The organism is Psychrobacter sp. JB193, from assembly GCF_002285555.1.
In the GTDB taxonomy this organism is placed as follows: domain Bacteria; phylum Pseudomonadota; class Gammaproteobacteria; order Pseudomonadales; family Moraxellaceae; genus Psychrobacter; species Psychrobacter alimentarius.
Genome location: NZ_NRGY01000001.1, coordinates 1,702,114 through 1,723,687, shown reverse-complemented (window position 1 = coordinate 1,723,687; position 21,574 = coordinate 1,702,114). Strand labels below are relative to the sequence as shown.

General features: G+C 42.5%; 16 protein-coding genes. 4 read left to right on the top strand and 12 right to left on the bottom strand.

Annotated features, from left to right (window positions below; genetic code table 11):
- Window positions 1–32: 32 nt before the first annotated feature.
- The 4 genes from CIK80_RS07440 to fmt all read right to left on the bottom strand — a co-directional run bounded on the left by CIK80_RS07440 (window position 33) and on the right by fmt (window position 5,586).
- Complete coding sequence (locus CIK80_RS07440) at window positions 33–1,130, bottom strand: LysM peptidoglycan-binding domain-containing protein (protein WP_062846034.1); 1,098 nt, start codon at window positions 1,128–1,130, stop codon at window positions 33–35.
- Between the two features lie 206 nt (window positions 1,131–1,336).
- Window positions 1,337–2,758 (bottom strand): threonine synthase, encoded by a 1,422-nt coding sequence (thrC, locus tag CIK80_RS07435; protein ID WP_095569435.1) that lies wholly within the window; start codon window positions 2,756–2,758, stop codon window positions 1,337–1,339.
- A 45-nt stretch (window positions 2,759–2,803) separates the two neighbouring features.
- Entirely contained in the window at window positions 2,804–4,372 is a 1,569-nt protein-coding gene (locus CIK80_RS07430; RefSeq protein WP_095569434.1) for a transcription antitermination factor NusB, read from the bottom strand.
- 65 nt (window positions 4,373–4,437) lie between these two features.
- Entirely contained in the window at window positions 4,438–5,586 is a 1,149-nt protein-coding gene (fmt, locus tag CIK80_RS07425; RefSeq protein WP_095569433.1) for a methionyl-tRNA formyltransferase, read from the bottom strand.
- Between the two features lie 205 nt (window positions 5,587–5,791).
- Here fmt and CIK80_RS07420 point away from each other — a divergent pair, with 205 nt between their 5' ends.
- Window positions 5,792–8,677 (top strand): response regulator, encoded by a 2,886-nt coding sequence (locus CIK80_RS07420; protein WP_095569432.1) that lies wholly within the window; start codon window positions 5,792–5,794, stop codon window positions 8,675–8,677.
- An 83-nt stretch (window positions 8,678–8,760) separates the two neighbouring features.
- Here CIK80_RS07420 and CIK80_RS07415 read toward each other — a convergent pair whose 3' ends face one another.
- The 8 genes from CIK80_RS07415 to rpmH form a co-directional block, all read right to left on the bottom strand.
- Window positions 8,761–9,435, bottom strand: coding sequence for a riboflavin synthase (locus tag CIK80_RS07415; protein WP_095569431.1), 675 nt, complete (start codon window positions 9,433–9,435; stop codon window positions 8,761–8,763).
- A 452-nt stretch (window positions 9,436–9,887) separates the two neighbouring features.
- Window positions 9,888–10,943, bottom strand: a complete 1,056-nt coding sequence (ribD, locus tag CIK80_RS07410; protein ID WP_095569430.1) for a bifunctional diaminohydroxyphosphoribosylaminopyrimidine deaminase/5-amino-6-(5-phosphoribosylamino)uracil reductase RibD — start codon at window positions 10,941–10,943, stop codon at window positions 9,888–9,890.
- A 281-nt stretch (window positions 10,944–11,224) separates the two neighbouring features.
- Window positions 11,225–11,686 (bottom strand): transcriptional regulator NrdR, encoded by a 462-nt coding sequence (gene nrdR, locus CIK80_RS07405; protein ID WP_062845766.1) that lies wholly within the window; start codon window positions 11,684–11,686, stop codon window positions 11,225–11,227.
- Between the two features lie 88 nt (window positions 11,687–11,774).
- Entirely contained in the window at window positions 11,775–13,154 is a 1,380-nt protein-coding gene (mnmE, locus tag CIK80_RS07400) for a tRNA uridine-5-carboxymethylaminomethyl(34) synthesis GTPase MnmE (RefSeq protein WP_095569563.1), read from the bottom strand.
- A 264-nt stretch (window positions 13,155–13,418) separates the two neighbouring features.
- Complete coding sequence (yidC, locus tag CIK80_RS07395; RefSeq protein WP_095569429.1) at window positions 13,419–15,107, bottom strand: membrane protein insertase YidC; 1,689 nt, start codon at window positions 15,105–15,107, stop codon at window positions 13,419–13,421.
- Between the two features lie 212 nt (window positions 15,108–15,319).
- Window positions 15,320–15,697 (bottom strand): membrane protein insertion efficiency factor YidD, encoded by a 378-nt coding sequence (gene yidD / locus CIK80_RS07390; RefSeq protein ID WP_095569428.1) that lies wholly within the window; start codon window positions 15,695–15,697, stop codon window positions 15,320–15,322.
- A 1-nt stretch (window position 15,698) separates the two neighbouring features.
- Entirely contained in the window at window positions 15,699–16,070 is a 372-nt protein-coding gene (gene rnpA / locus CIK80_RS07385) for a ribonuclease P protein component (protein WP_095569427.1), read from the bottom strand.
- A 192-nt stretch (window positions 16,071–16,262) separates the two neighbouring features.
- Window positions 16,263–16,397 (bottom strand): 50S ribosomal protein L34, encoded by a 135-nt coding sequence (rpmH, locus tag CIK80_RS07380; protein WP_007394757.1) that lies wholly within the window; start codon window positions 16,395–16,397, stop codon window positions 16,263–16,265.
- Window positions 16,398–17,051: 654 nt separating this feature from the next.
- On the opposite strand from rpmH, the gene dnaA reads away from it, so the two are divergent.
- The 3 genes from dnaA (at window position 17,052) to recF (ending at window position 21,233) form a co-directional block, all read left to right on the top strand.
- Window positions 17,052–18,497: a chromosomal replication initiator protein DnaA gene (dnaA, locus tag CIK80_RS07375; protein WP_095569426.1), complete on the top strand. Its 1,446-nt coding sequence runs from the start codon at window positions 17,052–17,054 to the stop codon at window positions 18,495–18,497.
- Window positions 18,498–18,669: 172 nt separating this feature from the next.
- Complete coding sequence (gene dnaN / locus CIK80_RS07370) at window positions 18,670–19,845, top strand: DNA polymerase III subunit beta (protein WP_095569425.1); 1,176 nt, start codon at window positions 18,670–18,672, stop codon at window positions 19,843–19,845.
- A 185-nt stretch (window positions 19,846–20,030) separates the two neighbouring features.
- The gene (gene recF / locus CIK80_RS07365; RefSeq protein WP_095569424.1) at window positions 20,031–21,233 is read left to right on the top strand and encodes a DNA replication and repair protein RecF; all 1,203 of its coding nucleotides are present in this window, start codon (window positions 20,031–20,033) and stop codon (window positions 21,231–21,233) included.
- The last annotated feature ends 341 nt before the right edge of the window (window positions 21,234–21,574 follow it).

Genomic DNA, 21,574 nt, shown 5'->3' with positions numbered 1-21,574 from the left:
GCTGGTTTATTTATCAAACCAGCGATAGATCGTTATAAGTAAGGCGGCGGTAATAGCTGATCGCCCACGTTGAGTGGTAGCTCAGAATCTAATACATACGCATAGCTAATATGGTCAAAGGTATTAAAAATCATTACCGTACCACTTGGCTCATTTGGCAAACGAACAGGCATGTCATTGTCTTTAGTATCACGCACCAATGGGCCTTTTTGATAGACTGTCAGCACATCACCAGGTTTAGCGCCTTGCGCACTACCTAGATTGATGGCGACCACACTACCCTTCGCCGCTGAGCTGATAGAATCCATGACTCGCACAATGAGTCCACCACGGCTTACAGACGCGGGCTCAGGATAAAACACTGGCGGAATAGAGTTATTCAGCTCAACAAATACTCGGTCCCCTTCACGTACTTCTTTGCCATAACTGTCTGTGAGCTGTAGGCTTGTGACACCATTGGTTTCTGTCGCGGTAACCAATCCTGTCGCCACTTGTGTAACCTCTAAGCCAATCACTTCTTGCGTTTTGGGCTCCACATATAGCTCACCTTCGCGGTAAATACCATAGCGCTGACCCACGATAAGGGGCACACCTTTGGCATACACTTTATCACCACTTGCCGTGATTAAATTACGGTTTTTAGAAGCCAATATATAAGGCGTGGTATTGAAATCTTGGGGATTGACGATGATCGCTTTATCTAACCAATGTTGAATAGCAGATAGCGGGATAGGAGGAATACTGTTGGCAGTAGAAGTGACGGTGACTGTGCTGGCAACTGTATTGCCTAATAATTGTTTTTCGACCCCAGCGCACCCTTCGCCAGTGTCCACACCGATGAGGGTTTTGCCTTGAATCACACACAAGATGAGAATGTCATCAGGATAAATAAGATTTGGGTTTTTGATTTGTTTATTAGTGGCCCAAATTTCTTTCCATCGCCACGGACTGTCTAGATAGCGTCCTGAGATGTCCCACAAGGTGTCGCCTTTTTTGACGATATAGCGATTGGGCGCATCTGCTTTAATGGTTGGTGGTGGGTTATTTGCGTAAGCCGTGGTCATTAGCATGGCACTGCTAAAGGTTGTCAATAACAGTGCTTTTGCTATCTTTTTTAAGCTCATCTTCATTATTATATCCACAATATATACCACTGTTTGGCTGGTATGATTCTTAAAAGAGCATCTGGCATAATAATGACCCGCCAACGCTGTTTCTAATATTACAATCATATCTACCATAACACAATCATAAACAATTTATTACAATGGCGTAACCTTAAAACCGTTATTCGTGTGGTGTTTTTTAGAAGATGTCGCTATAAATTCCCAGTATATTAAGCTGAGGTTGGTATGACATGCTGACGTATTTGCTCAGCGACCAGTTCAGCATTATTGTCCAGTACCACAACGTGCTGTGGCAAACTCTCTAGACCTTCTGTATGAGCAGGGCGCGCGATATCTGTCTGACCAATGGCTTCAACAATCGTATCCGCGAACTTCACAGGTAATGCCGTCTCTGCACAAATAATCACTTCGCCGTCTAACTGCAACTCTTTGGCGACTTTGATACCATCAGCGGTATGTGGATCAACCAGTTCACCATACTGCTCATAAAGCGCCTTGATTGTTTGTAAGCGGTCACTGTGAGTCGATTTACCAGCGGCAAATCCATAGCGCGTATTCACTGCTTCCATCACATCTGACAAGTCAAAACCCTTGCCTGATTTTACACCGTCGAATAACTCATGAACACGCGCACTGTCCTTTTCAAGCAACAGATAGACAAAACGCTCAAAGTTAGAGGCTTTGGAGATATCCATGGATGGGCTTGAGGTGACGTAGGTTTTTTCAGTCGGACGTGGTTGATACGCACCTTTATTAAAGAAATCATTTAAGACATCGTTTTCATTGGTGGCCACGATCAAACGCTCGATTGGCAAGCCCATTTCACGAGCGATGTGACCGGCACAAATATTACCAAAGTTACCAGATGGCACGCTGAAACTGACTTTTTCATCGTTACTGGTGGTGACTGCAAAATACGCTTTGAAATAATAAACGATTTGCGCCAATATGCGTCCCCAGTTAATGGAGTTCACGGTTCCCAAACTGTAAGCGGCTTTGAACTCGGCGTCTTGTTGCAGCGCCTTGACGATATCTTGGCAATCATCAAACATACCATCGATAGCAATGTTATGAATATTGCTATCGGTCAAGCTATACATCTGCGCGCGTTGAAATTCGCTCATTTTGCCATGAGGCGATAGCATAAAGACTTCGATATTGTCTTTACCACGTAAGGCATATTCCGCCGCACTACCCGTATCGCCACTGGTCGCACCAATAATGGTAATACGCGCGTCTTTTCTTTTGAGTACATATTCAAAGGCATTGCCCAAAAACTGCATAGCCACATCTTTGAATGCCAGCGTTGGGCCATTTGATAAACCCAAGATATATAAATTGTCTTCAAGCTTACGGACAGGAACAATGTCGTCAGAGCCAAACACATCAGCCGTATAAGTACGCTCAATGATGTCTTGCAAATCGTTAACAGGAATATCAGTCGCAAAACGCTTCATGATTGCCAAGGCAAGCTTTGGATAACTGAGCGTGCGCCATTCATCAAGTACAGCGCTATCAATCGTTGGATAATGTTCAGGCAGCATCAAACCACCGTCTGGAGCCAAGCCCATCAAAAGCACATCACTAAAATCCATCGGCGCTGTCTGACCACGGGTACTGATATATTTCATTAGATTGTCCTGTCTACAATAATGTTATTCAATAGTTAAAATGGCTCATTCAGAAGTTTTTTGCAACAACGCATAATAAAAGCCATCGCCGCTTTCGCTATCAATCGGCAAGCATTGGCGGCCAATCGCTTGTTCGATACCCCAATTACAATCGTCGCTAAATTCAACAGCTGCTACATTAGTATAGTAAGTCATAAAATCCTGCATTTGCTCGACGTTTTCTTGCTTTAAGATAGAGCACGTGACATACAACAGATAACCACCAACTTTAAGCTGTGGCCATAGATTATGCAAGATATCGGCTTGTAGCAATGCCGTTTGCTCGATGTCTTCCTCAGTACGCAAGATACTGATATCAGGATGACGACGGATCACACCTGTTGCCGTACAAGGTGAATCTAGCAATATGGCGTCAAATACGAGTTTGCTCTTTTTCTTACCAGCCCCTTGCCATGTGGTTGCATCCGCACAGACAATGTTAAGCTCAATATTTTTTTCAGCTTGCTGCAAGTCATGCTGACTTAAATTCAAGCGTTGTAAATTAGTATGAATGCGCTCGATACGTGGCGCTTCATTATCAATCGCAGTTAGCTTCACTTTCGAAACCATAGAAACTGATTCATCGTTTTGTTTCACGTGAAACAATGAAGAATCATTTGAGCTAATTAATTCTAACCAGTGAGCGAGCTTGCCACCAGGCGCAGCACAAGCATCTAAGATATGTAACTCATCGCTCTTTTCATCACTGTCAGTATCAGAGTTTTCGGCGCGAAGCTTATCCATCAATGCTGTATTAATAATCGGTGCAGCAAGCTGCGCATGTAGGTCTTGCACACTAGCAACACCTTCTGCAAAATGAGGCAGTGCATTTACGGCAGTGCTCTGATGCAGTCTTAGGCCTGTGGTTGATAGCGTCGTCGCTGATGCGTTCGATAAACGGATACCGCTCGTCAGCTCAACCAAGTCGGCGTCAATCTCCGCCCCATCCAATGTGTGCTGATAATCTTCTACTGAGCCAATAGCAGTATTCACTCGTAAAAACATCGGTGCTGCTTGGCGTAAGCCTTGAGTCAGCTCATCATACTGCTCACTCCAGTCTTGCTTAAGCTGATAAGCGAGCCAATTGGGTAGGCTATGTTTTTTATCGCATTTTTTACGAAATTTGCTGGGGTTTTTAGCGACTTTACGCAAAATAGCATTGACCAGACCACTTGCATGAGCAAATTCAATCTCTTTGACCGCTTCAACGGTTTCGTGAATGGCAGCATGATCAGCGACTTCTAAATACAGCAATTGCACCAAACCCACTTGGATCGTCGTGCGAACTTCAACCTCATCAATCGGGTTGTCTGCTAAGGTATCCAGCAAACGTGCAAGCGCGTGCCACTGACGTAACGTCGTCAATAATAATGCATGAGCAAAGCCTTTGTCACCGTCGTGCAGGCTGTTTAATAATGGGTCGAGCACACTTGAGAGCGACTGACCATTTTGGATAGCAAGCAAGGTGCGAATCACACGCACGCGCACGCTGCCATTCATAATAAGGTTACTTGATGGCTTAAGCTTGTTGTTTCTGGGCGCATTATTCTTAGACGTGCTGCTGGTGTTTCTCATTAAATTGGATTTCCTTGACGTAGGATGGATAACGTCTTGTGCAAGTAAGGTTAAATGTGGGTGTGCTATTTTGATTCTGCTGTGAACTGGTCGCCATCGTTGAGCTGATTGCCATGACAGACTTGTTCAGCTGTCATCGGCTTCCCACCTGCAAACTGTAAATTTGTGATTGCTAAGGTACTGGCAAGGGGCTTACTGCTATCTTGCATATTGCCATTCTGATGACTGTCATTGACTGTATTATCAAGCGTTTTCTGATCAAGGCTTTGTGTGCCACAAGCAACTAAAACGGCTTTGCGACCCACACTAATGACAGTGCCAGCTGGCTCATCGGTTGGCTGCGACGCATTTACTGGCAAGCTTGCTAGTATTTTGACACGTTGTCCTGCCAGAAAAGTATAAGCACCAGGCCATGGCGTCAATCCGCGAATTTGTCGTTCAATCACAGTAGCCGACTGCGTCCAATCAATCTCACCTTCGGTTTTGATAAGCTTTTCGGCATAATTGGCTTGCGTGTCATCTTGAACCGTTGCCTGTGCCTGATAATGGGACAAATCTTTTAATACCGTGGTAATGGCGGTCGCCCCAAGCGCTGCCAACTTATCGTGTAGACTCGACGCGGTGTCTTCTGCCGCAATAGGACAACTGACCTTATAAAGCATGTCGCCTGTATCTAGCCCCTTATCCATTTGCATAATGGTGATGCCAGTCTCGTCATCTCCTGCCAGTAGCGCACGGTGGATAGGCGCTGCCCCGCGCCAGCGTGGCAACAGTGAGCCGTGAATGTTTAGGCAACCATGAGTAGGCGTGGTCAATACGCCAATCGGCAAAATAAGACCGTAAGCTGCCACAATCATGACGTCAGGCTGATAAGTACGCAAAATCTGACGCGCCGTCATGCCCTCCACGCTAGATTTTTTGAAAGTAGCTGGCTGCTCGACCGCTATATCATGGTTTAATGCAACTTGCTTGACTGCCGATGCGGACAGTTTTTGACCACGTCCTGCTTTACGATCAGGCTGGGTGTAGACGGCAACGATGTCTATATTTAGTGCTTCTTGCTGACTGATAAGCGACTCAAGACTGAGCGCAGCGAATTCAGGCGTGCCAGCGAATACCACTCTCAATCGCTGATTGGATTGAATAGGGTTGGTAGTAAGAGAAGCAGACGAATCAGAGACTGAATCAGTTGTAGTCGAAGCACTTGTAATCATAATCAGGCAGTATATGTGGGTGGTTCCCCATTATAGGGGAGTTTGCAATGTTGTGCCATGATTGTAATAGCAGCAATCGAGCGTGACTAATGATACCGTTTGTCTTTATAATAAAAAATCTGAATGGATTCGGCAGATCCTCTATCACGCTGAGCTTGTTACTTATTCATAGTCCCTTCTTGTGTCGACATAGGACCACGCTTTCATGCAACAGTTTCAGTCCTTACAACGCTTAATTATATTTTATGGGCTGACGGTGCTAGTGATGCTGGCACTGTATTACTTCACACTTTTTTATGATGTAAAGCAGCACAATGAAGAACAAAGTGTCGATATTTTTCATACTTTGCAACACGAAATCACAAGTCATACCATTCCAGTAAATACTGAGATTAAAACGCTTTTAGAGCAGCCAGCGTTTGAGGATATCAGTTATCAGCTGATTTTTATGATGCCATCTGGGCAGACGTATATTCATCGGCACGTCCGTTCTAATGAACCTGCATTTGCCACTGTTACCTTTCCCATTATCCTCTCTCCCTTTGACGATAACAGTCATAGCGCCTATACACTGAGCAATCGCGCTCTAACAGGCACTATCAAACTCAAAAGCGGTCACCAAATCTATATCATATTGCGCCATAAGCCGATTGCTATTGATTGGATATCTTACCGTTATTGGCTACCATTGATGACAGCGATTATGTTTTTCCTTATCGCCATCATCTATATGCTCAGTCGTCGCAATAATTGGGAGCAACTCCTGAGCTATACCGACAGTTTAAGTAGCCATGCAAAAGAAGCCTATAGCCCGCCGCCGTTTTTGCACAAAAACTCTACGCCTGAGTTTTTGTATCTAGGTCATGCATTAAGCCGCGTCAGTTATCAGCTACACAATGACTATCGCCGTATCAAAACCCTCAATCATCGTCTTGATCGTTTGGTTGAACAAGCGCCTTTACCGATGCTCATGATCATGCGTCATGGTCAAATCAGTTTTTTTAACCAACGTTTTGAGCAAATTTTTATGGAGTCCTCTCAAGAGGATAAGCGTTATGAGTTGACAGATTTTGTGGCGGGCAAGGACGCCTCCACTCAGCAATTATTACAGACGTTAGCAAGCTTGCGATTGACTCGTACCTTGATTGTTTATGGCTTACAGAATAAACAAACTTATCAGCTTCACGTCACGCCTTGGTTTGGTGAACATGAGCAGATTCATGGTTTTACGGTACTTCTGAGTAATATCCATGAATTTGCCAACCAAACCGAACAATTACAGCTACAAAACCAGCAGTTGCAACAAAAGCTTGATGAGTTAAACAAGTTGCGCTCTTTGACAGGATATCAGCTACGTATACCACTAGAAGCGATGATTGATCTGCTTGAGCCAATTGACCCCTCTACCCTGACCCCAGAAAGGCATGAAATCTTAAAATCACTGATCACCGCCAGTCAAAGCATGTTGAACATGCTCAATAACACCTTCGGTATAGAAGAGGTGGAAGTAAGAAAAACGCGGCTTACTATCGAGCCGATAGATATCTACAAACTTGGGCAAGAGATCAATAATCTAGTCATCAGCAATGCACGGCAGCAAGGCATAGAATTGATTTATTTCTTTATGCCCGACTGTCCACGTTGTATTGACACTGATGACATTCGGTTACGCCAGATACTGTTGAACTTATTGAAAAATGCCATAAAATTTACCACCTCAGGTCATGTCTCCCTCATTATCGATCGCGTGACCAAAGCACAGATTATGGAAATTGGCAAAGATCATTTATTGCCTTCCAATGAGAATAAACTGGCAGAACCATCATCTCACTGGGTTCGTTTTAGTATCGAAGATACAGGTATCGGCATATCGGCAGACAAACAGAAAAAGTTGATGACAAGCCTTTTCCAGAATGACCAACAAGCCCATGAGCACATAGAGCAAAATATGGTTAAGACAGGCATTGGTTTAAACAATGCCAATAGCTTTGCTCAGTTACTGGGTGGTTTTATTGAATTAAAAAGTACAGTAGGTAAAGGCAGCATCTTTAACCTATATCTGCCGTGTCGTAGGCCAAGCTATCAACCTATTTATCACCATAATCCGCAGCTGACGAACATTCACCTCATTGCCATCGTCAATCAACCACTGGTCGCTACAAAAATACAGCGCTTATGCACATATTTGTCCGTGGCGACTACTATTTATACCTCTATAGATTTGGTTGATATCCAGTCACTCACAGAAAAATTAGCGCAGATGCGCCCGACACTGGTACCGATATTGCTATTGGACTATGAATACTATGAGACGATTACCACGCCTATCGTGATACATACCACAAGCGGTCATAATACAGAGCATCAAAAGCCAGAAACTGTCCATATAGAGCATGACATAGTAGAGCCTATAGAAACGGTAGACAAAGCATCAATTAATCGTAACAGACAAGAAGCTTTGAACACCTTACTGACCTACCCATCACTACCAAAAATATTGTTTAGCATAAAGCCTGAGCGCCGTATTCCCTCTGTGCTGTTAGGAAAATACGATGGATTCTTAAACAAACCACTAGATATGACTTTATTACTGTCTGAGATGCTGCGTTTAACCGCAACAGCAAGGCAAAAACTGGTTCAACCCCTAGTGCATGAAGAAAACAGCAGTCCGCTAACACCCGTGGCAAACGAATCGATCAGCGTCTTCCCCAATGAAACACCTCTTCCGCTGATTTTGGTAGTAGAAGACAGTCCAACCAACCAAAAAATAACCTGCAAAATGCTAAGTAAGCTGGGTTATCGTAGTATCGTTGCAGAAGATGGTCAGCAAGCGCTCGACTGTCTAAAGAGTCAACGCCATGAGATTTTACTGATTTTGATGGACTGTCGAATGCCAGTCATGGATGGATTACAAGCAACTCAAGCGATCCGTGCGCAAGGCGATGATATTCCTATCGTTGCGCTAACAGCAAACAACACCCAGGAGGATCGCGAGGCTTGTATACAGGCAGGTATGGACGAGTTTTTAACCAAGCCCATTAATAAGAAAGCGCTAGTGACGGTTTTACAAGCTTTTATAACAGCGTCATAATCACTCTGAATACCCTTTCAACTAGCGACTCACAAAAAGTCATTCACCCTCAATGGAGATTTATTGACGCTATACCATAAAGCTTATTTCATAAAGCCGTTATCTGCTAAGAAGGCTTCTGTAATTTGGCTTTGTGGGCTTGGTGCATTCATACCACCAGTTTGTGACTTGCTCAACAAACGCTCTAAGTAACGTGCGACGATATCCACCTCAATATTAACCTTATTACCAACCAGCCAGTGCTTGGCGATATTGGTGACTTGGGCCGTGTGCGGGATGATATTTAAAGAAACGATATTGTCGCGTACAAGATTAGTCGTTAAGCTGATACCATCAACGGTGATAGACCCTTTGGTCGCGGTGTAATGCGCCAACTCTTTCGGTATCTCAATTTCGATATAGATAGAACGTGCATCTTGTTGTAGCTTACTAACGATGCCGACGCCGTCTACATGACCTGCAACGATATGACCACCGAAGCGAGTGGTTGGTAGCATCGCTTTTTCTAAATTGACAGTATGACCTGCTTTTAACGTTTCTAACGCAGTACGCGCAATAGTTTCACGTGAAACGTCAACAGAGTAATGATTACTACCAAAATCGACGACAGTGAGACAAATACCATTTGAGGCGATAGAATCTCCCAGTTTCACATCGCTAAAATCTAATTCGTCTGACTCTATTGTCAAACGTATGTCGCCACCCGTGGGTTGCATAGATTTTACTTTTCCAACACTCTCTATAATTCCGGTAAACATACAAACCTCATCTTGTGGTGATATCGTCGCGATAGACACTATATATTGATTATATTGTGACTTTTTCCCATCGCTGATAATAAATAGTGTACTTCTATCTTTAGGGAAACATAGCGTTTTTCAAGCGTATTAGGGGATAAGTTGTGGATAAGTAAAAAAACCAGCCTTTAAACCACTATAAACCTATCTTATCTAAAAGTTATCCACAAATTGGTCATATTTCTAAATAGTTAGAAGGCACAATAGAATTAAAACTAAAATATTGATTTTATTATTATTTTTATAATTATTCTATGGAAAATACTTTATACAAGTTTCATGTGAAACAAAGTTATACACAGTTCCATGTGAAACCTATTGTCTCTATTATGACTTATCCACATTTAGCTCACAATGTATATGGATTGTGGATAAGTATCATAAAAGCGATAAGTTTAGATCCATATCTCAACCTATAAGGGCAATAAGGTCAACTTAAGATCGTGCCCTATCTTTTCATGACTCTCTATCTCAAACCGTAATTGCTGCGCCAAGCTCAATGGATTGAACTCGACCATGGCTCTTGCTGTATTGCCCAAGACACAAGGTGCTTGATAAACGACTAACTCATCAACCAATTGCTGACTTAAAAAACTGCCCGCAATACCAGCACCCGCTTCTACCAAGACATCATAACAGTGATGCTCACTCACCAAGTTTTTTAGTAAAGCAGTCAGATCATCTGCGCGCCAATAAAGCGTCTCCGCACGACGGCATAGCTGATACTCAGAATGTGGATCATGGCTTAAACGTTGGCGTCTATCCAGCACAACGACTCTCGGCGTTGGTACTTGTTCTGATGAAACGCCCAACTGCGTAGAGCGTACATTGAGCTGAGGATCATCAGCAATGATGGTTTCACTGCCAGTGATGATAGCGCCGCTGCGTGCACGTAATGTTTGCACATCTTCGCGAGCAGCTGCTGAGGTAATCCATTTTGATTCACCTGAAGCCATTGCCGTACGACCATCCAGACTGGTCGCCATTTTTAGGCGCACATAAGGCATCTGAGTGCGCATAGCTTTTAAAAACCCACGATTGAGCGCTTCTGCTGGTGCTGTCAGGACGCCCACCTTGACCTCGATTCCTGCCTGCTGCAATATAGCTACACCGCGACCTGCGACCTGTGGGTTAGGATCAAGACCTGCAATCACGACACGTTTTATGCCTGCTTTAATAAGGGCAATTGCGCAAGGTGGGGTGCGTCCTGTATGACTACAAGGTTCCAATGTTACGTATGCAGTTGCTCCGATGGTTTGGGCACCCGCATCTTTGATTGCAAATACTTCTGCATGCGGCTCACCCGCTTTGGGATGAAACCCTTGGCCCACGATTTTTTCTGCCTGAACGATGACACAGCCAACGGCTGGATTGGGTCTGGTGGTATACAAACCGTGTTTGGCTTGCTCAATGGCAAGCATCATAAAGTAACGGTCTTGAGCATCTAGCGCGTGGTTTTGAGTTGGCATAAAGGTGGCTTAAAAGATTGAGTAAGTATTATTGAGAAAATAGTGCTTTAACAAAATCATGGGCTCAAGCGTGTCTACAACAGAAAGATATTTTTCATCAAAAAATAGCCCAATCACAAGACGATATAGTCAATCCAATATAAAATAAATACACTGCTACCAACATCATATGTTCTTGCTTGTTATGCCTTCGCAGACAGAGGCGACGAACATATATTGTTGGCGAGCCATTATCATTGTTGGACCTTTTTTATTTAGAATTAACTACACTCACCCATTTTTTAGTCTTTTTCATTTGGGCGAATATTGGCAATCTCTTGATGGAAAGCGTCAATATCTTGAAAATCACGATACACGCTGGCAAAGCGTACATAGGCTACATCATCCAATGCTTTGAGCTCACTCATGATGATCTCGCCCAAGACTTTACTGCTAATCTCACGCTCACCCATCTGCCTGACACGCTTTTCAACACGGCTAATCATTGCCTCTTGCTCATCAATGGTAATTGGACGTTTTTGTAAAGGCAATAAAATAGAGCGTCGCAATTTTTCATTGTCGTAAGGCTCAATTTTGCTACTTGACTTGATGATTCTTGGCATCACTACCTCTACCATCTCAAAAGTGGTAAAGCGCTCTTGGCAACTGTTGCAAGAGCGGCGGCGGCGAACTTGCGCACCTTCCGCAGCAAGGCGCGAGTCGATAACCTTCGTGTCTGACGCATTACAATACGGACAGTGCATTCCATCTTCCTTATTCTATTAAAAGCAAGTGCCGCCACTTATTGGGCAATCATTACTTATCAGCTTACCCAAGCGGCATGTTCGTGGATTATTTACCAATACAAAAGCTACCAAATATCTTACCCAGTAAATCATCCGCGCTAAATTCACCCGTGATCTCACCCAGACTTTGCTGTGCTTGACGTAAGCTTTCAGCAACCAGTTCTCCTGCCATAAACACTGTGAGCTGCTCGTGTGCTTCTGTCAGGTAATCTGCCGTCCTGCGTAATGCATCTATATGGCGCGTGCGAGCAATCAAGCTGTTCTCTGGCGGATGAAACCCTACCTTGGTACATAGCGCCTCAATTAATGTATCAATACCAAAACCTGTTTCACATGAAACATTGACTTGCTCATATCCTTGATTTTCTATTTCTTTCTTTGAAGCAATAGCGGTTTTTTCGGCATGGCTGTCACTGAGTAAGTCGCTTTTATTGGCAATAATCAATAAACGTTTTGCCTCTGGTAGCGCTCCAAACAACTGCTCGGCAAGCTGTAGTGGTGTACTCTCTTCTTCCAGATCACGGGTCACATCATAGACCATTAGCAGCATATCAGCTTGAGTAATCGCTGTACGCGCACGCTCAATACCAATGCGCTCAACCGTATCCTCTGTTTCGCGCAGACCGGCAGTATCGGTTAAATGCAATGTCAAGCCATTGAGCACAACCGTCTCTTGTAGCGTGTCACGAGTGGTACCAGCCACATCGGTCACAATTGCTCTCTCTTGCCCTGCCAGTCGATTCAGCAGGCTTGATTTACCTGCATTTGGTCTGCCTGCTAGTACCACATGAATACCATCACGTAATAGCTGACCTTGTTTGGCAGTCGCTAATACTTGTTGAATCTTCGCCTGTGTTTGCTCAAGCTTATCTTGTATAACACCATCAGACAAAAAATCTACATCTTCTTCATCTGGAAAATCAATCGCCGCTTCCACATGCAAACGCAGATGAATCAGCTGCTCTAATAATTGATTGATCTTTTGAGAGAACTCACCACTTAGAGAGCGAATGGCACTACTAGCCGCAGCTGCACTGGTTGCATCGATCGCATCAGCGATGGCTTCTGCCTGTACCAAATCCAACTTATCATTATCAAAAGCGCGATAAGAAAACTCACCCGCACTCGCTTGTTTTGCACCCAGCTCAAATACACGTGCGAGCAACTGGTTCTGTAGGATCATGCCACCATGACCCTGTAGCTCAATCACATCCTCGCCAGTGAATGAATGCGGGCCTTTAAAATACAACACCAACCCTTCATCAATGACGATGCCATCAGCCTGATAAAAGCGGCAAAAACTGGCCATACGCGGCGTGAAAGCAGATTTACCTGTGAGGGTACAAGCTATCTCATAGGCATGGGCGCCTGATAAACGAATAACACCGACCCCACCACGACCAAGCGGCGTTGCAATGGCAGCAATCGTGGTCGCTCCAGATGAATCAGATTTTTCAGACGAATGGGGTACGGTTAACGCCCTCTCTAAGGAATCCACAATCACTCTCAGTAGCTAAAAACCCCATTATAGACGGCTGGACGCAGACTGACAAAGCAAACTTTGAAAGCTCGTCTAATCGTTGATGTTTTCGCGTGCATGTTGATAAGCTGTGGATAAAAATTCATCACCTATAAAAAAACCACCGCGATAGCGGTGGTTCTTGTTTTCATATTTTTGCGAGCTTGTCAGTTAATCGAGCACCTTAACCGTACGACGTTTTTGCTCTTCTTCAACTTTTTTATTGACGATGTATTGCTGAGTCATGCTGAATAAGTTGTTCACTGTCCAGTACAGTACCAAACCAGCTGGGAAGAATAGCATGAAAGCGGTGAAGATAATCGGTAAGAACTTCATCACTTTTGCTTGCATTGGATCCGCGGGCTGTGGATTCAGCTGTTGCTGTACAAACATCGACGCACCCATCAGTAATGGTAGGATAAACCATGGATCCATCGCTGACAAATCTTGAATCCATAGAATCCAAGGGGCATGACGTAACTCAACACTTTCAACCAGTACCCAATATAACGCTAAGAAAATCGGCATTTGCATCAAGATTGGCAAACAACCTGCCATCGGATTGACTTTCTCTTCTTTGTAGATAGCCATCATTTCTTGAGACATCTTCATGCGATCGTCGCCATGCTCTTCTTTTAGCGTCTTCAGTCTCGGTGCGATAGCGCGCATTTTTGCCATTGAGTAGTAGCTCTTATTAGAGAACCACATCAAAGCAATTTTAACCAAAATGGTCAGTATGATGATTGACCAACCCCAGTTACCAACAACTTTATGAACACCTTCCAAGATAGCAAACAAGACTTTTGATATTGGCCAAAGTAGACCGTAATCAACCGTTTTATTAAGACCAACAGCGACGTCTTTGAGCTCAGACTGTACTTTTGGACCAGCATATAACGTAGCATTCAACGTGATTTGCTTGTTTGGTGCTACATTTACTGGCTGACTATTAAAGCCAATAAAGTAATCATTTCCTGTTTCACGACTGAAGAACTTACCTGTGAAATTTTCAGGTGTCCATGCAGAAACGAAATAATGCTGCACGATCCCAACCCAACCTTTATCACTGGTCGTGTTCAATTCACCATCGCTAAACTTACCAAATTTTAATTTATTGTAAGGATCGTCAGGCGTACCCCAAGCACCGCCCAAATAGGTCGCCATGCTTAGCGCACCTTTATCAGACATACCAGGATCTTTACTATCATCACGCTTTAGCTGCGCAAACATTTGACCTTGCCACGCGTTTGTAGAAGCGTTTTGGATCTTATAGCTGATATCGATCGGGTATTTGTTGGCAGTGAAAGTAAAAGTTTTAGTGACTGTCACGCCGTCTTTTTTGTAAGTCAGGGGTACAGACAGGGTTTGCTGCCCTTCTTCCATTACATAATTATTTGCCGTATGGCTATAAACAGCGCGGCCATCTGCTGTATCGATACCGTTTGGACCAATAAGACCAGACTGAGCCACATACACACGATTACTATTATTTTCTAGCAATACGAAAGGCTTTTCGCTATTGAGCGTTGCGTCATACTGTTTGAGAGCAGCATAAACAATATCACCGCCTTCTGGACTGATTTTTATATCATAGCGATCGGTGGTTACCGTGATCAAACCTGTATCTTGAGCAGAAGCAGGAGTAGCCGTTACAACGTCGTTACCGACAGGTTGCGTCTGTGCCGGAATATCACCTGCTGCCCCAGTAGTAGAAGGAATGTCAGCACCTACTGAAGCAGTCGTTTCTGGCACCGCATCTACAGCTGGCGCATCGGCATAATCATCTCGCCATGCCAAAATCAGCAGATAAGCGGTGATTAACATCGCAATGATGATCATCACCCGAAATATCTTTTGCATAAACCTTTCCTAGATTAAAAAATTAGGGAATGAAAAATTAGGGCATGTGTCATGACCACCCGCCCGCTTGTCTTGGTATGTGACAACAGCATTGGCAGTCATTTACACAAAATGTGCATCATTTTACTAAAAATCTGCTTTAAATGATACCAAGAGTGTGGATAACTTGTGGGTAACTTATTAATCACAATACTAAAATAAACCATGCCTTGCTATGACTGCGCCTTCATTAAGTGATTGAGACGACAAACATAACTGTTGTGGTCTCTATAGACGCCTAATCCATGATGACTTACAGGTGAAAAAATAGTATGGGGGAGGTAGTGATACTTATAGGAAGCTAAAGGTAGAGGAACAAAATCAATACCGTGCCCACCTAATGGGTGACACCTACTGATACGTTTTAATAGCAACCAACTGCCCGCCCAAACTCCATGCCATACCAATGCCTGTTTGCCATAATTTGAGCACGTTGGATAGTAGCGACAACGTGCAGGTAATATAGGGCTTATTATCTTTTGATAAAAAACAATAAAATTAAAAATTAATCTAAAAATTATACTTTTAATCTTATTCAATAAAATTTTCATTTTATTTTTTTTCTATTTTTTTAAAAATATTATTTATTTGATTTTTTAATTCTTTTTTATCTATATCTTTTATTGATTTTTTTACGATAAAAACAATATCTTTGTTTTCTATATTAAATGCTTTAGTACGAAATTGTTCACGTATTTGACGTTTAATAAGATTACGAGCAACAGCGGTAGGTACTTTACGCTTGGTGATGGCCATGCCCACTCGTGGTTTTTCTTCGGTATTAGCGCGTACAAAGGCCATCAGATGGCTCTGATGAAGCTTGCGCTCTGGCGCATCAAACACCTCACGGAAAGCTGCTGGGGTGAGCAAACGCTGCTCTTTAGTGAAACGAGCGGTAGGTGTAGCTGAAACAGTATTGGACATAACACAACCTAGTGTAAGAGCGAGTGGCAAGTTTACGAATAATAGCAAAAGATAGAGACAAAAAAAGCGCCTGTGTGGGCGCTTTTAATATATGGCTACGTATCAGTGTTCAGTGTGGTGATTGACTATCACTATCGATAGATGACAAGAACACGATAAGCGTTACAGGCCATACGTATCGTAATTTACTGATTATACAGTAAGACGATGACGTCCTTTAGCGCGGCGACGAGCTAAGACCTGACGGCCTTTTTTAGTTGCCATACGAGCACGGAAACCGTGAGTACGTTTACGCTTGATCACGCTTGGTTGGAATGTACGTTTCATAACTCACCTATCAAAATAATGGACTAAATTCGTAATAACGGAGGATTATATCATTCCATAAGGTATTGGTCAATAAAGTAATTTCACTTAGATATTCATCTGGCTTTTTGTGTTGAATGAGACTTATCGTTTGATGATTACTGATTACTGATTACTGATTACTGATTACTGATTACTGATTACTGATTACTGATTACTGATGAAGTATCTAATTATTTACTCATAGACAACGCTTGTTATTTTATTCAATTCTAGAAGTTATCCACAGTTTACCTCGAGCTCTATAATAATAATTTAATTAATATATATAAGTATTGTTGTTATTGGGAGTCGTTTTTTCTGTGGTTAACTCTTATTTTTCTTTATTTATCAAAATACTACGCTATGGGTAAGCCTGTGGATAAGCTGTGGGTTAAATATGGATAACTTAGCATCTGTACTTATCCCCAAAACTATCCACAAGCTTATCCACAAAAAACAAGGTGTTATCCACAGGCTGATTATGGTAGATTAGCGTCCTATTGGATAAACGATTTTATATAGTTTATTAAGTGAACTTTTTGAGTGATTACTTATGGGTAGCGTTCGGGGTTAAGTGATAGCTTAGACCGTTAAAATGCATCTATTGTTTAAATTATAGGGTTAATACTTTTCATGATAGACACAGCAAATATTTGGGACAAATGTCTAAACGACTTACGGTATAACGTGAAAGACAACGTATTCACGATGTGGTTAAGACCATTATCAGCATATCAAGAAGCGCAAACGTTGATCATACTTGCTCCTAATGATTATTTTGTCACTTACATTAAGAAAAACCATTTACAAGATATTCAGCAGCTGGTTGCTAAGCACAGTCAAGGAAGTATCGAGGAAGTCGTTGTACGTGTTGATAACGCCGACCGTGATAGAGAAGACAGTAGTCAATCGCAGTCAGGGTCTTTGTTTGCTGAAGATAACCCCTCCCCTACCCTCGCAGATGACAAATTTGAAACCATTCATCACAACAATGCCAAAGCCGATATCGATGCCAACATGCGTCATGCAGAGTTCTCTGACTCTGCCGATGCAAAATCGCTGAGCTATCTAAATCCAGATTTTACTTTTGAGACATTTGTCACTGGTAAGTCTAATAATCTAGCCTACAAGGCGTGCTATGAGCTTAGTAAACGCCAATCAAAAAATCGGCATAATCCTTTATTTATATACGGACCTTCTGGTTTGGGAAAAACGCATTTAATGCATTCTGTAGCACATCGCTATTTAAAAAATAATCAAAGTTTTTATTATTTCACTTCTGAAAAATTTATCAATCAATTAGTTTATTCTTTAAGAAATAATAAAATAGAAGATTTTAAAAAGAAAATTAAAAAAGTGGATTTATTAATTGTCGATGATATTCACGTATTAGCAGGAAAAACCAAAAGTAGTAATGAGTTTTTGACATTATTCGCTGATTTTACCAGTGGTGATAAACAGCTAATTTTAGCGTCTGATCGTCACCCGTCACAAATGACAGAATTTGACGAACGTTTTAGGTCACGTTTTTCTTGGGGATTAACGGTCGCCGTCGATCCACCGGAGATTGATACTCGAGTTCAAATTTTGCAGAAAAAAGCAGCTTCGTATGGCATGACCTTACCTAAAGAATGTGCCCTATTCATTGCCCAAAATGTCGTCTCTAATGTCAGACGCTTAGAAGGTGCTCTTAATCAGGTTTTTGCTAATGCCAATCTGACTGGTGCTCAGATTACGCTGGAAATGGTGCAATATGCGCTAAAAGATATTGTGGCTATGCGTGTTCAAGCGGTGAACATGGACAACATCCGTAAGGTAGTCGCTGAGTATTATGATGTGACGGTAAAGGACATCATGGGTCGCAAACGCACGCGCAGTATTGCAAGACCACGTCAAATAGCCATGGCGTTATCTAGAGAACTAACTGGAGATAGTTTTCCTGAAATTGGTCAGTCGTTCGGTGGCCGCGACCACACAACGGTGATGCATGCCTGTGACAAAGTGAATGAGCTGAGAGTGGCGGATCCTGCATTTGATAAGGATTACAAGACGCTGGCACTTATGTTGCAAGCAGGTTAGTAGATAAGGTATTGCTGTATTTTCGTGAAGACAGATGATTTATAATATCGGACATATAAGCACACAGATACCTGATGGATTATCCTTGGTAGACAAGGTATTATTGAGTCACTATTTTATATTTATACAAAAAAACCATTCAAATAAGAGTAACCAATAAGAGTAATTAAGCATGCAATTATCGATTAATCGAGAGTCGTTACTAAAAGCCATTAATTTAATTGCCAAAGCGGCTGATAAACGCCACAACATGGTTATTTTGGGAAATATTAAGCTACAGCTGTCTGAGTCAGCGCTTGTTTTGACTGCCTCTGATCTAGAAGTGGAGCTGATGTCGACATTGAAATTGCCTGCGGGTGCCTGTGTAGAAGCAGGTACAACCACATTGCCTGCAACGAAACTAAAAGACATCTGTAAATCATTACCTGCTCAAGCCCAAATCAATCTTGCCACTCAAGCCAATGAGCGTTGCCTGCTGACCAGTGGCAAAAGTCGTTTTACCTTGGGTACATTACCTAGCGAAGATTATCCAAGTCTTGGCAATCCTGAAAACATCACGCCATTGAATATCAGCCGCAATCGTCTGATAGACTTGATTCATAAAACACAGTTTGCGATGGCGATTCAAGATGTCCGTTATTATTTGACGGGTATGTTGTTTGACGTATCACAGCAGCAATTGACGACAGTAGCCACTGATGGACATCGATTGGCTTTGGCGCGCAGCGTAATTGATGTGAGTGCTGATCTTAATATGCAATCTATCTTGCCACGTAAAGCTGTGATTGAGCTTGAGCGATTGGCTTCTGAGCTTGGCAAAATGCTGGGTGAGCAAGACAATCAAGTCACGCTCAGTTTTGGTCGTGAATTCTTGCAAGTCAGTTTGCCATTTGGTGACGTTGATAGTGCAGGGCAAATCACCCAAAACTTAATGGTGACTTTTACTGCTCGTTTGATCGATGGCAAATTCCCTGATTATCGCCGTGTGATGCCGAGTAATACTGACAAGCTTGCTTTATTCAATCAAGAAAAAATGACAGACGTACTGCGCCGTGTGGCGATTTTGAGTAATGAAAAATCTCGCGGAGTAGTCTTTAACTTTGCCAGCGACGGTATGGTTGAAGTAAGAGCCAACAACGCTGAGCAAGACGAAGCGGTCGAAATGATACAAGCAAAATATCAAGGCGAACCAATGGAGTTGTCTTTTAATGCGGCATACTTACAAGACGTTCTCGGCGTGGTCCAAGGTGATATACAAATGCATATGAGCCAATCGAACGCCTCTGTATTGGTCAACCAGTTGAACGATGAATTTCATCAGTATGTCATCATGCCGATGCGTATATAGTGCTCGGTAAATAATATTTGGATTACTGGGAGTTGAGCCATAGAGCAGTCTGCAAGCACTGTATATAAATACCGTGATCTCCATAACTTTATGAAAAATCTTAACTTCCAAGACCTTGTAAATTATTTTAATAACAAACTTTTGTATATAAATTTAAACCATGTCTATAGGCGGCTGTCGGTATTATGATTGAACGTCTACAAATCTCACACCTCCGTAACCTGACCCAAGTCAACCTACCATCAGCGCCGTGTAATGTCATTATTGGTGTCAATGGTAGTGGAAAAACATCGTTGCTCGAAGCCATATTCTTGTTATCAAGAGGCAAAAGTTTTCGTCATCATCAACCAAAACGCTATATCCAGCATCATCAAAACACTGCAATTGTCCATGCTAAGATCAATGACGGCAGTACTTTGGCTATTCAAAAGCAAGCTGACGCGACGACGATTTTGCGGTTGAACCAAACCACCGTCTACAACCAAAGCATCTTAACCGAGCAACTCCCAACCTTATTAATCGATCCTTCAACCATGGATATGCTAGAGCAGGGTAGTGCCAGCCGTCGGCAACTGCTAGATTGGTTAGTGTTTCACATGAAACAAGGCTTTCATCCACAGTGGGTAGCTTATCAACGTCTCTTAAAACAGCGCAATAGTTTGCTAAAAAAAACACGCCATTTGACCCAAGTACAGCTCGCTGAGCTAAGATCTTGGGACAAGGGGTTGAGTAATCATGCTGCATTGATTCACCATTATCGCGAACGCATATTCGAAGAATGGCAGCCTTACTTTGCCAAAAGCATTACTCAATTACTGCCAAGCTATGCTGAACAACTAAGCTTAAGCTATAGTGCGGGCTATGACACCAGTATCGCCCTTGATGTGCAACTTGATGAGCGATTAGAGCAGGACTTACAGCTGGGGTATACTCGTATTGGTAATCACCGAGCGGATATTCATGTGCATTGGCGCTCTCATGGCTCAACAAAGCTCAATGATGCTCTAACCAATGAGAAGGTAGATACTGATGTGAATAAAGCGTTGCCAGTCTTAAAAGAGCAAGCAGCAAATGTGCTGTCTCGTGGTGAAAAAAAGCTGCTGATTACCGCGCTGCGTTTGTCACAACTGCCACTACTGTTAAATAACGCAGACTCAGATTTATCTACTGGCTATGCTACCTCTCAAATCACACCAGTGGTGTTATTAGATGACATCACTGCCGAGTTAGACGATAGAGCAATACATATTTTATTATCGACATTATCACAGCTACCATGCCAAGTATTCATGACCAGTTTGACCGATGATATTGTGCCATTGGTACAGTCGTTATGGTCAACTCCGAACGTGTTTCACGTGAAACAAGGTCAAGTGTTTTTATCTTAATGTGCCTACTTTTCTCTACCTATCTTATACTTCATACATGTTCCAAGACAGCCTATATTCATACCATTCCTTCTAATAATATTTACCATTCTTAAAGACAGGTTTAATAGCCATAAAACTGCCAGTAAACAGTGACTTAGAAGCAAAAAAATGCTAAAATACGGCTTTATTTTTGTCCTGTTTTCAGCAAGTTGTTTGATAGCGTTATACAGATATTTTTTATTGGCTAGAAATTTTAAGTGATTGATAAATATGCTTTTTATTTCTTCTGTTTTGGCATTGTTTTATTTTAAGACAAAACCACTAACATTGGATAAACGAGAGATCAACTTAAGCTTTTT

Excerpts from the sequence above, each read along its gene's own strand:
- yidC (WP_095569429.1), bottom strand. The coding sequence starts at position 15,107 with ATGCAAAAGATATTTCGGGTGATGATCATCATTGCGATGTTAATCACC.
- recF (WP_095569424.1), top strand. The coding sequence starts at position 20,031 with ATGATTGAACGTCTACAAATCTCACACCTCCGTAACCTGACCCAAGTC.
- fmt (WP_095569433.1), bottom strand. The coding sequence starts at position 5,586 with ATGATTACAAGTGCTTCGACTACAACTGATTCAGTCTCTGATTCGTCT.
- dnaN (WP_095569425.1), top strand. The coding sequence starts at position 18,670 with ATGCAATTATCGATTAATCGAGAGTCGTTACTAAAAGCCATTAATTTA.
- nrdR (WP_062845766.1), bottom strand. The coding sequence starts at position 11,686 with ATGCACTGTCCGTATTGTAATGCGTCAGACACGAAGGTTATCGACTCG.
- CIK80_RS07430 (WP_095569434.1), bottom strand. The coding sequence starts at position 4,372 with ATGAGAAACACCAGCAGCACGTCTAAGAATAATGCGCCCAGAAACAAC.
- CIK80_RS07440 (WP_062846034.1), bottom strand. The coding sequence starts at position 1,130 with ATGAAGATGAGCTTAAAAAAGATAGCAAAAGCACTGTTATTGACAACC.
- thrC (WP_095569435.1), bottom strand. The coding sequence starts at position 2,758 with ATGAAATATATCAGTACCCGTGGTCAGACAGCGCCGATGGATTTTAGT.
- CIK80_RS07420 (WP_095569432.1), top strand. The coding sequence starts at position 5,792 with ATGCAACAGTTTCAGTCCTTACAACGCTTAATTATATTTTATGGGCTG.
- rpmH (WP_007394757.1), bottom strand. The coding sequence starts at position 16,397 with ATGAAACGTACATTCCAACCAAGCGTGATCAAGCGTAAACGTACTCAC.
- ribD (WP_095569430.1), bottom strand. The coding sequence starts at position 10,943 with ATGCCAACTCAAAACCACGCGCTAGATGCTCAAGACCGTTACTTTATG.
- yidD (WP_095569428.1), bottom strand. The coding sequence starts at position 15,697 with ATGAAAATTTTATTGAATAAGATTAAAAGTATAATTTTTAGATTAATT.
- rnpA (WP_095569427.1), bottom strand. The coding sequence starts at position 16,070 with ATGTCCAATACTGTTTCAGCTACACCTACCGCTCGTTTCACTAAAGAG.
- dnaA (WP_095569426.1), top strand. The coding sequence starts at position 17,052 with ATGATAGACACAGCAAATATTTGGGACAAATGTCTAAACGACTTACGG.
- CIK80_RS07415 (WP_095569431.1), bottom strand. The coding sequence starts at position 9,435 with ATGTTTACCGGAATTATAGAGAGTGTTGGAAAAGTAAAATCTATGCAA.